Below are 12,711 nucleotides of genomic sequence, written 5' to 3'. Positions count from 1 at the left end.
TGCTCGCGAGTCCGCCTTCAAGCAATTTCATCGCAACGATTTGAAGCAGTGGTATCGCCTCCTGCTGCGCAGCTCGAGTTTCCTGAACCTTGGTCTGCACGAACGAATAGCCGTTGCGCTGCTGGAACTATGCTCAGACTTTGGAATCGAGGAATCGCGCGGCACGCTGCTGCGCGTATCTTTCAGCCATAAGGACATCGCCAACCTGGTCGGCGCCTCGCGGCCAAGAGTGACCGAGCATCTGGCGCGATTGGAACGCGAAAAGTTCGTCATTCGCCAGGGACGACAGATGGTCGTGCAAGTCACCAAGCTTTTCGATTCCATGAAGAATGCGCAAGCTACTGCGCATCTAGCCGGTGCGGGTCTGAATTGAGCGGCGCCCGCCGCTAAACGGGTCCCGGCTTAAGCGCGCACGCTCCGAAATCGTTGACCGAGGGCGTCGCAAAAGGAATCGCAAGACCTGGCTCCGTATGATCCGCGAGTTTGACCGGGTGAAGCTTTGGAAACTGACTCCAACTTTGTACGCGTCGAGTTGATCGACGATCCAGCCGCGATTGCTGACTTCGGGTTCGAAGCCCGCTGCGAGGGCGACCACTTGATTTGCCGTCGCTGTGGAGATGCCAAGCTGTCGATCGCGGCAATCCTGGTGGTGCCCGCGGGAGGACAAGCGCGATGGGCGCTGTGCGCCAATTGTTTGCTCGAGATGCCCTGAAGCAGCGCAGGCTCCGCGCGGTTCAGAGTTGAAAAGTAGAATCTTTGTATCGTTAGTCAACCTCCAAGCAGAGAGCATCTTATCAAAATGAAAACGGGATTTTTCGGCAATCGGAAAGTGACGATCCTTGCCGCGTTGCTTTTCGCAACTCTGGCGACGGGTTGTTACGGCCCTGGCTGGGGAGGCGGAGGCTACGGCGGAGGCTATGGCGGAGGCTACGGCGGAGGCTACGGCGGGAACAACGGTTGGTGGGGTGGCGGCCCCGGTTGGTGGGGTGGCGGACCGAACTACTACTCGAACAACGGTTACCGCGGCTACGGCCGTGGCGGTTATGGTGGGCGCAGAGGCATATTTGGCGGCTATGGTTCCGGTCACAACACTTGGGACGCGAGTAGTCGCGGGCGCAGCAGCCTTGGCGGCGGCGGCGGCGGTCATGCCGGCGGCGGTGGACACGGTGGCGGTGGAGGCGGCGGTGGACACGGTGGCGGTGGAGGCGGCGGTCATGGGCACTAATCGTCGATGGCGGGAAAAAGCAATGCGTCAACCAATAAATGGTAATCGAAGAAGCACGGCCGGTTGGCTGGCTCTGTGGGTCTTGCCCCTCGTACTTGGGATTTGGATCGCCCCGGCGGCCTTGGCGCAAGAGCCGGGCCAGAAGACCTTCAGTTCGGCTGTGGAGGCGAGCGACGCTTTCGCCGCAGCCGTACAGAATCACGATGAAGCGGCGATGCTGGCGATTCTGGGTCCATCCGCACGCGGCCTGATTTCCTCCGGCGATCCGGTCGCCGACAAGAACAATCAGGATGCCTTTGTCAAAAAGTATCGTGCGTCGCATCAGTTTGCCGGCGCTGGCGACGGACGAACCTTCCTCTACATCGGCGCCGAGAATTGGCCGACTCCGATACCACTGCGGCAAAATGGATCGCAGTGGTACTTCGACTCGGATTACGGCAGGCAGGAGATCTTATATCGGCGAATCGGCGCCAATGAATTGGACGTGATCAAAGTTTGCGCTGCGATCGCCGATGCCCAGCGAGACTATTTCGCCGCACTGCACGACGGCGCCGCGGAGCATCAATACGCTCAGAAGTTCCGCAGCACGCCAGGAACACAGGACGGCTTATACTGGGAGGTCAAGGCTGGCTCGCAGCCGGTTAGTCCTCTCGGTCCCCTGGTCGCTGAAGCGGCTGGCGAAGGCTATCAACACACCGGCCAACCGCATCCCTTCTACGGCTACCTTTTCCGGTTGCTGACCAGTCAAGGAGCCAACGCGCCGGGTGGCGCCAAAAGCTATATCGTCGCGGGCAAGATGACCGGAGGATTCGCGCTGGTTGCCTATCCTGCCAGCTATCGCGACTCTGGGGTGATGACCTTCATCATCAATCAGGACGGCCAAGTCTATCAAACGGACCTGGGTCCCGGTACCGACCACATAGCCGGCGCGATGGCGGCGTACGATCCCGATCCGACGTGGCAACCGGCGAACAAGGCGACCGTTGCCGCGTCAAAATAAGCAAAGGATCGCGAGCCGCAAGCCGAGCCGCATGCGAGCCTACAGTTCGTCGGAATTACCGAGCGCAGGCCGCCATCGGCTGCGCTCGGATTGCCCCGCCACGACAGCGTGAAGAGAACTATTTGCTTGGGCGTGATCGCCTGCTTGTTTTCATGCGGCAGCGCGACCGGGGATAGCGGCGCGCCGGCTGCATGCGGGCCGTTTGGCGATCCGTCAGCCGCGGTAATCTCGCAAGTCAGGCCCAATTGCGGCGCAGGCAAGTTGATCGGTCCGTGGAAAGACGCGGACCGCATCGATCGCTACGCTTGCCTCTACGAGCCCAAATCCACAGGCGCAAATCGCAAGTTACCGATGATCGTTTACTTGCATCCGTCGCTGTTTTCGGCCGGATGGATTACTCAGACCAATATACTTGACCTTCAAAATTCCGTCTCACTCACCGACGATCCGAACAACGTCGGATACATCGTGTTGGCGCCTGAGGGCCGCAAAACGACGCACTACTACCCATTTCCGGACAACACGGGAGTTGGATGGGATAATTGGTATCGCCAGTTGAACCCAACGAGCGACGTAAAGATCGGAGACACGACCTGGCGCGAAAATGCGGACGCGGCCGCGATCGATCATTTCATTGCGGCCGAAGTCGCGACCGGCAACGTCGATACCGCCCGGATTTACGTTTCCGGATGGTCCAACGGAGCCGCGATGGGTCTTCTGTATGCGGTGAATCGTCCCAACATAGCGGCGGCGGCGGTTTATTCGGGACCCGATCCGTTCGGCGCCTTCGACGATCCTTGTCGGCAGCGGCCGGTCGCCGGACCGCCCGCGAATAACACACAGCTTCAGATCTTCAATCCGGCCGCACGAACCATGCATGTCCACAATAGCTGCGACATCGGCGGCATCTGTCCCAATGGCGAGCAACTGACGAGCGAATTGAATGCAGCCGGAGTAGTTGTCGATGACGTGATCCTCGACAATCACCGTCGCCGGGTTTACGCATGTACCGATTCGTGCGGAACCGATCCCAAGGCTCCCGAGAAATCAACGGCTGGTGTTACGGGGTCGGTGATTGGCTTTGGTAATCATATGCGATGGCCCAAAGAATGGACGACTGCAATGCTGGACTTTTTCAGGAATCATCCGCTGAAGCCTGCGCCTTGAGCGGGCAACTCGCCTTCCCGATTCCAGGCATCGATCGACTGCGCGATTCCATCTTCGAGCGTCGAAAAAGGCTCGGTATAGCCGGCATTCCTCAGCGCCGAGAGATCGGCTTGCGTGAAGCTTTGATACCTGCCCGCCAGGTTCTCGGGAAACGGCACATACTCGATCTCGCCCGCGCCGATCTGCGCGATTATTATCCTGGCGGCGTCGTTGAAGCTGCGCGGCTGTCCGGTGCCGGCGTTAAAGACGCCGTTGCGCACGGGACCTTCGGCAAGCGCCAGATTTACGCGAACGATGTCGTCAACAAAAATAAAATCGCGCCGCTGCTCTCCGTCGGCGTATCCATCGGTGCCCTTGAACAGCCGTGCGCGTCCGCTCGCCTTCAACTGCCGGTAAAGCTGATACACCATCGACGCCATTTTGCCCTTGTGCGATTCGCGCGGACCATAGACGTTGAAGTATCGCAGACCGGCCACCGTACTTTCAGAGCTTGCGGCGACGCTGCGGACATGATTGTCGAAAGCGAGTTTGGACAGCCCGTAGAGGTTGAGCGGGCGTTCGTTTTCGCGTGACGGCGCAAATGCGCTCGAGGAGCCGTAAACGGCTGCGCTTGACGCGTACACCAGTGGAACTTTGCTCGAAAGAGCGAAGTGCAGAATCGACTTCGAAAACGTGAAATTGTTTTCGATCATGTAGCGGCCGTCGTCGCAGGTGGTGTCGGCGCATGCGCCCTGGTGAAAAATCGCTTCGATTCGGTCGGGGAGAATCCTGCGCTCGATTGCCCGGATGAATTCCCCGGGCTGCATGAAGTCCGAAAACCGCAGATCGCAAAGGTTGCGGAAATTATCGCCCAGCCGATCCACTACCAGGACGTCGGTGATGCTCTTGGCATTCAGCGCGTGGAGCAGGTTGCTGCCGATGAAGCCCGCGCCGCCGGTTAGTATGATCATGGTTCCCCGCCCGCAAGCATATAATGGATTTCGCCGTTGCACTAACTGGCGCGGTAAAGACGCGATGCTCCGGCATGGCGCTGCGCAATTTCCTTGCGCAAAGACCCGGGCTTGAGCACCTCGATCCACGGCCCCATGCTCATTATCCAGTTCGCCAACTCCGTCGTGCCCCTGACCGTCATCGTCATGATCGTCGTGCCGTCGCGGCGATGCGAGAAACGCTGGCTGCGATGAATCGTGCGCGAACGAACGTACGCTTCGGTTTGTTCGCTGTGGATCTTCAGTTCGACCTTGGTCTCGGCGCCTTCGACAATTCCAAAAGTCCCTTCGCTGTGCGCCGCCGGGTCGAAGCCGCGCGGATAGATGAACCGCGTCGAGCTCCCATCGGGTTGACGGATGAATTCGACCGAGCGGATTCGCTCCACCGCGAGATAGATGATTGCGCTGCTTCGATGGCTGTAGCCGAGAATGTAAAGACCGCCGCGGTAGGCGATCAGCGAGTATGGATCGAAGTCGTGTTGCCGGCCCTCGCCGGTCAGCCCGGCGTAATCGACTTTGAGCCGAATCTGATCCAGCAGCGCTCGCAAAATTACGTCGAGTTGTTCGCTGAACTCACCGTAGTCCTTGGGCGCGTATGGGACGGCGTAGAACTTGCGCTCGAGGTCGGACAGCCGCGTCTGCTGGGTAAGGCTCAGGTTCTGATAAATCTTCTCCCACAGCCCCTCAACGCCTTCTTCTAACACCGTGCCCTCCAGGAACTTGAGCACGGTCAGCGAGAAATACAGCAGCGCGACCTGGTACGAGGATGCCTCCGCGGCTTTCATCGAACTGACCAGCCGAAGTTTGCGCTCGCCGCCCGTGCCGGCAACTTCAATCAGCGGAGCGCCACGCCAGTCGAGCAGATCGCTGCGCAGCACCGATACGTAACGGGCAAGTGTGCGCTCGGAAATGTCCAGACTTTCCTCGATCGCCCTGAAACTCCAGCCGTATGGTCTCGAGAACAACCCGGCCGCGATTCGTGCCAGCCGAATCCCGGCGCCGTAGGTGGGTTTGCGGCGAGGTTTCTTCATCAATCTCCTCTGCTCCGAAAGTCTACTGATCCCATCATCCCGCTTATTCGATGACAACCGTTGTCAGCACCACAATATATGTTCCTAAAAGCTGATCCGCGATCCATAGTTGTGCCGCGATGATTCGTCTTCACTATTCCAATCGACTCGAAAATCTGATCGCGCCGCTGGCCAACGCGGTAGCCGCGCATCAGAGGCGCGAACCGCTCGAGCCGGTCTCGATTGTCGTACCCAACCGCATCGTCGAACAATTCATTCGGTATCGGCTGGCCGAATCGATCGGCGTCGCGGCGAATCTGAAATTCCCGTTCCTGCGGAATTATCTGGCCGAACTTCTCCAATCGACGGATAAGAACCTGAAGATCCTGGACGCCGATGAGCTCCAACTGATTCTGTTCGAGTGCCTTCGAAGTTCGAGCCAGCGCGACGACCCCGATTTGAAGCCGGCGCGCGACTACATCCAGGCGGGATCCAAAACTGACGCCGATGTCGAGCTCAGAACGATCCTGCTTGCCGCGCAGTTGGCCCGGCTGTTTCGCGAGTATTCGATTTCGAGGCGGCGCATGATCGAGAAATGGCGCGCTGCCCGGCGATCTGACGTTGATGCGATGGGCGAGACTGAGCGATGGCAGCGGCATTTGTGGCAGTCGGTATTCGATTCGCACGGCCGTGTGCGCGAGCAATGGCTGTTGGAGCGTGAGACTCGATTGATGATGCTGCCCGATGCATTCGAGGCGGACGACAGCCGGCGCCTCAAATCCGCACTGCCGGCGACGCTTCACGTGTTCGGCGCCTCGTACGCGGGAAATGCTTATGCGGAAATTTTCGCGCAACTCGGCGCGCTCGGCGATATTCGGATCTATGCGCTCAATCCGTGCCGCGAGTTTTGGGACGATGTGGACAGTTCCCGTCGCGGCGCGCTCACCGCATGGGCTCATCATCAAGACAAAATCGGAGAAAAACTCGCTGAATCCGAAGACCCGTTCGGGTTGAATGAATCGTCCGACCCGCCTGCTCTGAGGCTCTGGGGGCGGCCCGGCCGTGAATACGTTCGGCTGCTCAACGAACTGTCCCAATGCGATTTCGCGCCGCTCTTTTCCGATCCGGTTTCCCGTGAGGCACCGACGCTGCTCGAAGCTCTTCAGCAAAGCATCCTCGATCGCGAACCGCAGCCCCCGCAGGTCGAGGAGGGCAACGGCAAGCCATTCGAAGCGCGAATCCGCTTTCTTGCCACCCCGGGAATTCGACGCGAGGCCGAAATCGTCGCGAATGAGATCTGGTCGATTGTTCGCGACAACGAGAAACTTGCCGCCAGCGGCGGCGCCGAGCGAATTCGCTTTCACGAAATCGCGGTGCTGATTCCTGACGCGGCGGTTGACGACTACCTGGCGCACATCGAGGGCGTTTTCCGAAAGCAGCACCGAATCCCAATCGATCTCGCCGGCCGCGGCATCGCTGGCGCGAGCCGCGTCGCCGAGGCCGTCGAGTTGCTTCTCAATCTGCCGCGGGGCCGCTTTTCGCGCGCGGAAATGGTCCGGCTGCTGACGCATCCAGCGTTGAACAGCGAAAGCGAAGCCCGAATCGACGTCGAGATCTGGCTGCGATGGAGCGAGGCGCTGGGCATTTTCTTCGGCGCCGACGACGACGAATTGGAAAACACGTACATTCCGCCCGGCCTCTATCACTGGGATCAGGCGATCAAACGCCTCGCGCTGGGCGCCATGATGACCGGTCAGCGCGGCGGGGTTCCCGCATTCTACGAGACCGGAGCAACAGCCCCCGGCTATCTGCCCTTTGCAGTGGCGCAGGATGAACTCGAGACGGCAGCGCGATTCATGCGCGGGGCACGCTCGCTCATCGCCGATGCGCTCTCGATGCGCGATGCGCGGCTCACGCCCCAGCAATGGTCGCGAATGCTCATCGAATTTTTGAACACATACCTCCACCCGGCGAGCGCGCTCGATGAGCAAGTCAGGGACAGGTTCCTCGCGGCGATCGAGTCTATCGGCGACTCAGAACTGAACGTTGGTCCAATGTCGTACGAATCGGCGCGCGAGATGATAGCAACCCGAATCACCGATCTCGAATCGCGTCACGGACAATTTTCGCGGCGGGGTGTTGCGGTTGGTTCGCTTTCCTCGCTGCGGTCGATCCCATTCAAAGTCATCTTTGCGCTGGGGCTCAACGAAGCTGCCTTTCCTGAGCGCGAACGCCGCGACCCGCTTGATTTGCGGATGCTCAAGCGCGGCGCGGGCGATGTCACTGCGGCCGAGCGCGACCGTTATCTATTCCTCGAGACGATCCTGGCCGCGCGCGAGCGGATTTTTTTCTCTTACATTGCTCGCGACGCGAAAACTGGCGACGTCCTCGAACCCTCGTCCGTCATTCGCGAACTGCAATACATGCTGCGGGGATTCATCGATGAAAAGACGCTCGCGAAGCTGACGGTGAAGCATCCAGTCAGCCGTTATGATTTGAAATATTTTCCTGAATTCGCCGATCGCGCGACTCCAAACAGCGATCATGAATTCGCGAGCTTCGATCCTGACGCGCGCCGCGGCGCACGGATGCTTGCGCTCCGGCAAAAACTCGATGCCGCTGCGACGCATCGTGCAAAGCCGCAGCGTCAGCGCTTGCTGGATCGTCTCGGCGGGAAGTTGCGCGAGCGCCTGCAAGAGGATTTGCAATTCGCCGAATTCGAAACAGCGCCCGCCGCGCCGCGCCACGCGCCGAGCGAAGAGCTCGCGCTGCCGATAGCCGCGCTTCGAAAATATCTCGAATGTCCTTTGCAGGGCGCCGCGCGTTATTCGCTCGGAATGCTGGAGGACGAAGATGCGCCTGAGCAGGCGGAAGACGAGCCGGTCCAGCAGTCGCGGCTCGATCGTGCCGTGATGCTGGGCGAGGTCTTCTGGCGCGCCGGCGGCAAGCCCGAGGCGCTCGGCGAAGAGTACGCGCGTCAGGTTCGGATTGCGCAGGCCAATGGGCGCGCACCCGCCGGGCAGTTTGCGCAGTTCGCTGCAATGGCCGACGCTGTGGCGCTTCGTCAATGGATCGCGCAGGCTTCCCAAGCCGGCGTCAGCGATTTCGACGGATGGAAGGACATCCGGATCGGGCGCGCCGACGAATTCGCCGACGCCGGCCAGATTCTTGCCCCAGTCCCGCTGAGCGCAAACGTCCGCCGCCACGACGCAACGATCGTGACGCAGCGTGTAAGCCTCTACGGGACGCTTCGGACTGTGTCGCCGGAATCGGGCGCTGCGATTACTTGCGTGCTTCATAACAAGGTCAAGCCGAAAGATTTTCTCCCGGCGTTTCTAAACGCAATTGTCTTCGCCGCCAGCGGAGCAAAACTGCCCGAGAGATTTCGCGCAATCGTGATCGGAACACAGTCAACGAAGCAGAGCGAATTTATTCGCGAGTTCGCGCCGATGGACCAGGATTCGGCGCTCGGCTTCCTCACTACGCTCGTCGGTGATCTGCTTTCGACGGGTAACGACTGCTTTCTGCCGATCGAGGCGGTTGCGGAAGTCGTCAAGGAATTGCACAAGCCCCCAACTCGCCGCGAGTTGGTCGAAGCTGTCGAGCGCATCCGCTCCGATGATTTCTCCAAGAGCAGCTCCGAATACGGACCAGTGCGAAACGCCACGAGTTTCGATCCGCCGAACGAGGAAGAGATCGCGAAAATCGTCGCGCGCCGCTTCAACCCAATAAGGGGGATATTCAAATGAGCGCGACCCCAGCCCCGGCAAACATCGAATACTATCGGCCCGCGATCCTCGATGAAATTCTCGACGGCGGGCACAGGGTCATCGACGCGTGCGCCGGCACCGGCAAGACGTTTACGATCGAGCATATCGTCATCGATCTTCTCCTCACCGGCGCGGCTTTGCTCGATCAGATCCTGGTCGTGACGTTTACCGAAAAGGCGGCGGCCGAACTGCGCTCGCGAATCCGCGCGACGATCGAAGCCGTACTGTCCGGGCGCAGTGCGGAAGCCACGCACCCATCGCCGCGCAAGCGGTTGAGTGACGACGAGCAGCAAAGACTGACGACCGCGCTGTTTTCGTTTCATCATTCGCCTATCCACACGATTCACAGCTTTTGCCGTCGAATGCTCACGGAGCTCGCTTTTGACAGCGGAGTGCGTTTCGGAATTGACCTCACCAGCGGCCGTCTCGAGTTCCACGAGGCCATCCGCGCTGAACTGCGCGAGCGGTTGAAGGCGGACGCGCGCGTCGCGCGGCTCATCGGTGAGTGGCTCTCGGACGAGAGACGCACTTCAGATGACCTCGAGGAACTGCTCTGGCAGGCTCACACTCAGCGCTACTTGCGCACGGCGGGGCGCGAACTCAATCAACAGGCATTGACCGATCTGGCCAGCGCGTTCGATGCAAACGCGCTGGTGGATGCATTCGAGAGCGCGGCGATCACGGATGATGCCCGCCGCGACGCGATCGCCGCGACGCGTGAACTCGAGCTGGTCGTCAATCGTGCCAATGGGTCGGCCGCGACTCTGGCAGAAGGTTTGTGCGGCTTCGATCTCGATCGCATCTGCCGTCCCAGTAACGCGCGCCGCACGCGAGCTGAGACGCGGCCGAGTTTTCCCGACCAGATGCCGGACCGCGTGCGCACGATTGTCGACGCGGGAGAGCGGGTTCAGGCAGCGCTGACTATCGAGCAACGCGTGGTTGACGAACTGCTGCTCGCTATCGCTGCGCGAATGGACGCGCGAAAACGCGAGCGCGGGACGCTGGACTACGAGGACATGCTGGCGTGGCTGGCAGACGCACTCGACGGTCCTCGCGGCAAATCGCTCGCGGCGGCCCTGCGCGAGCGCTATCGGGTGACGCTGATCGACGAATTCCAGGACACGGACGAACTTCAGTGGAAGATCTTTCGACAGGTGTTCATCGAAGGCGGCGCCGGCAACACTGTCTGCGTAATCGGGGATCCCAAGCAGGCGATTTACGGGTTTCGTGGCGCCGACGTGCACGCTTACCTGGAAGCGCGCGAGCAACTTTCCAAATCAGGAGCGACGGTCGTTCACTTGCGCGATAATTTCCGTTCGACCGGCGCCATGATCGAGGCGTGCAACCTGATGTTCGATCAGAATGCTGCAGCGCCATTGTTCACCGGTGAGATTACCTACAATTATCCAGTCAGATGCGGGCGTCCCGCTCTGCGAGCCATCGCGGCCAACAGCCAACCGATCGCGCCGGTGACGCTCATGAAGTTCCATCCACGTGACGATCGATACAAGTTTTCGCGGCGGATGCGCGAAGCGATAGGCCCGCGAATCGCGCAAGCGATACGGCAAATTATTGCGGACCCGGATCACGCGATTGAAATTTGTGACGACAAGCAGGAGCCGCGCAAGCTTACAGCCAAGGACGTTTACGTCCTTACTCGGACCAACCGCGACAGCGCGGAAATTGGCAAGTACCTGCGCCAGGCGGGAGTCCCGTTTGCCTTTTACAAGCAGGACGGGCTGTTCCAGACCCGCGAGGCCGCCGACATTCTCGACCTGCTCAGAGGAATTGACGAACCCGGCCGCCGCTCGAACCGGCTCAAGGCGTGGGCTTCGCCTTTCTTCGCGGTCGAATACGGAGACCTTGCGCGGCTTGACGACGAGCGCAACTCGCATCCGATGCTCGAAAGACTGTTCGAATGGCGCGCACTTGCCGAGGCCGGGCGTTTCGCCGGCTTGTTCGACGCCTTGCTCCATCAAAGCGGACTGGTCGAACGTGAATTGCTGTTGTCAGACGATCGCCGCGAACTCACCAACTACGAACACATCTTCGAGATTCTAACTCAGCAAGCATCGCGGCAAGGAATTTCGCTCGCGGAAATAATCGAACTTCTCGACGCCTACATCGCGGGGCGAGCGGCGCCGGCGGGCGACGATCCGGATGTGCAACGCCTGGAAGACGATCGCGACGCCGTGCAAATCATGACGATCCACAAAAGCAAGGGGCTCGAAGCCGACGTCGTAGCTCTCTACGGAGGGTTTTTCGCAAATAACCGGCGCGATTGGGTCAGCATCTACCACGACGGAAACCACCGGCGTCTGGCGATTGGCAAACCGGCGCGGGACGCGAAAAAGACGGCGCTTAAGCAGGAACAGGACGAGGAGGATCAGCGATTGCTGTACGTCGCGCTGACGCGCGCGCGCGCCAAGCTGATACTGCCCTACATCCCGGCCGGAGCGCTGAATCGAGACCTGTCGGGCTCCTATGCGCAACTGAACGATCGGCTGCGCAATCTCGATCGCGAAGCTCGATTGGAGACGCTCTTCACGACGGAAACTGTGGCTGCTCCGGCGTCGATCGATTCACCAAGGGAAAAAGAGAACGACGAAACGGCGCCCGACGAGAACGCCTTATGCGACTGGCTCGCATCGACGCCTCAGACCGCCGGCCTTGACCGCGAATTCGCCGAGCTGAGCGCAGGCCATCGCGGCTTGATACTCGAATCTTACACCTCGCTTCAAGCGGCGCGCGAAACCGGGGTGGCGACCGCTTTCGATCCCGATGAATTCAAAACCAGCGTGGATGCGATCGAGGCGCATGCCGACAACGTCGATTTGCCCGGCGGCCGCCACGTCGGTATTTTCCTGCATGAGGCGATCGAGCAGCTCGATTTCAAATCCTTTGGCGATGCCCCGGATCTGAAGTCCTGGATGGCGCGGGACGACGTGCGCGAGTTGTTCACGAGCGCCATGCGCCGCCACGGCGTGAATGATCCGCGATGGCTGGCTCGCGGACGCGAGATGGTTTTCAACGCGCTCACCTCGCCGGTCGCGCTCGGCGAAACAATACTCGAAAGCGCCCTGTACCGGCTGCCCGCAGTCCGCGAAATGGAATTCGCCTATCCGATTCCCGAGAAACATCACTCGCTGCTCGGCGGCGGTCCGGACGGCAAATGGATCGCCGGACAGGGCTACATAAAGGGTTTTATCGACTTGGTATTCCGACGCGGCAAGCTAATATACTTCGCCGACTGGAAGGGCGATCTTCTGCCATCGTATGAGCCTGCTGCAGTCGCACGGCACGTCGAACGCCACTATCGGTTGCAAGCGCGAATATACTCAGTCGGTATCGTGCGCCTGCTCAATATCCACACCGAGCGCGACTACGCGGCGAGGTTTGGCGGTCTTTTGTACGTCTTTCTTCGTGGCGTCTCGCAGGCTGGTGACGGGAAGTCTGGATTTTACTTTGCAAGACCATCGTGGAAAGAAATAGTCACTTATGAATCCGATCTATTGACTCGCGAACCCGACTCCGTGCGCCGCGTGTGAAA

9 protein-coding genes are annotated in these 12,711 nt (G+C 60.1%); 7 read left to right on the top strand and 2 right to left on the bottom strand.

Annotated features, from left to right (window positions below; genetic code table 11):
• The 5 genes from VIO10_RS08215 to VIO10_RS08195 form a co-directional block, all read left to right on the top strand.
• A partial coding sequence (locus VIO10_RS08215; RefSeq protein WP_331962129.1) for a helix-turn-helix domain-containing protein occupies positions 1 to 373 on the top strand: 373 nt, incomplete at its 5' end.
• 126 nt (positions 374 to 499) lie between these two features.
• A complete protein-coding gene (locus VIO10_RS08210; RefSeq protein ID WP_331962126.1) occupies positions 500 to 712 on the top strand; it encodes a hypothetical protein in 213 nt (70 codons plus the stop codon).
• Between the two features lie 87 nt (positions 713 to 799).
• Complete coding sequence (locus VIO10_RS08205) at positions 800 to 1,225, top strand: hypothetical protein (RefSeq protein ID WP_331962123.1); 426 nt, start codon at positions 800 to 802, stop codon at positions 1,223 to 1,225.
• A complete protein-coding gene (locus VIO10_RS08200; protein WP_331962120.1) occupies positions 1,167 to 2,225 on the top strand; it encodes a DUF2950 domain-containing protein in 1,059 nt (352 codons plus the stop codon). The genes VIO10_RS08205 and VIO10_RS08200 overlap by 59 nt, the downstream gene beginning before the upstream one ends.
• A 108-nt stretch (positions 2,226 to 2,333) precedes the next feature.
• Positions 2,334 to 3,392 (top strand): PHB depolymerase family esterase, encoded by a 1,059-nt coding sequence (locus tag VIO10_RS08195; RefSeq protein WP_331962117.1) that lies wholly within the window; start codon positions 2,334 to 2,336, stop codon positions 3,390 to 3,392.
• Here VIO10_RS08195 and rfaD read toward each other — a convergent pair.
• Together rfaD and VIO10_RS08185 are read right to left on the bottom strand one after the other, a co-directional pair.
• Positions 3,368 to 4,342, bottom strand: coding sequence for an ADP-glyceromanno-heptose 6-epimerase (rfaD, locus tag VIO10_RS08190; protein ID WP_331962114.1), 975 nt, complete (start codon positions 4,340 to 4,342; stop codon positions 3,368 to 3,370). The two genes, VIO10_RS08195 and rfaD, sit on opposite strands and share 25 nt — an antisense overlap.
• A gap of 41 nt (positions 4,343 to 4,383) precedes the next feature.
• Entirely contained in the window at positions 4,384 to 5,412 is a 1,029-nt protein-coding gene (locus VIO10_RS08185) for a WYL domain-containing protein (RefSeq protein WP_331962111.1), read from the bottom strand.
• A gap of 119 nt (positions 5,413 to 5,531) precedes the next feature.
• Here VIO10_RS08185 and VIO10_RS08180 point away from each other — a divergent pair, with 119 nt between their 5' ends.
• A complete protein-coding gene (locus tag VIO10_RS08180) occupies positions 5,532 to 9,140 on the top strand; it encodes an exodeoxyribonuclease V subunit gamma (RefSeq protein ID WP_331962108.1) in 3,609 nt (1,202 codons plus the stop codon).
• Positions 9,137 to 12,709 (top strand): UvrD-helicase domain-containing protein, encoded by a 3,573-nt coding sequence (locus VIO10_RS08175; protein ID WP_331962105.1) that lies wholly within the window; start codon positions 9,137 to 9,139, stop codon positions 12,707 to 12,709. The genes VIO10_RS08180 and VIO10_RS08175 overlap by 4 nt, the downstream gene beginning before the upstream one ends.
• Positions 12,710 to 12,711 lie beyond the last annotated feature (2 nt).

This window comes from Candidatus Binatus sp., assembly GCF_036567905.1.
In the GTDB taxonomy this organism is placed as follows: Bacteria; Desulfobacterota; Binatia; order Binatales; family Binataceae; genus Binatus.
The sequence above is the reverse complement of the archived record's forward strand: the minus strand, read 5'-3'. Positions and strand labels throughout refer to the sequence as shown.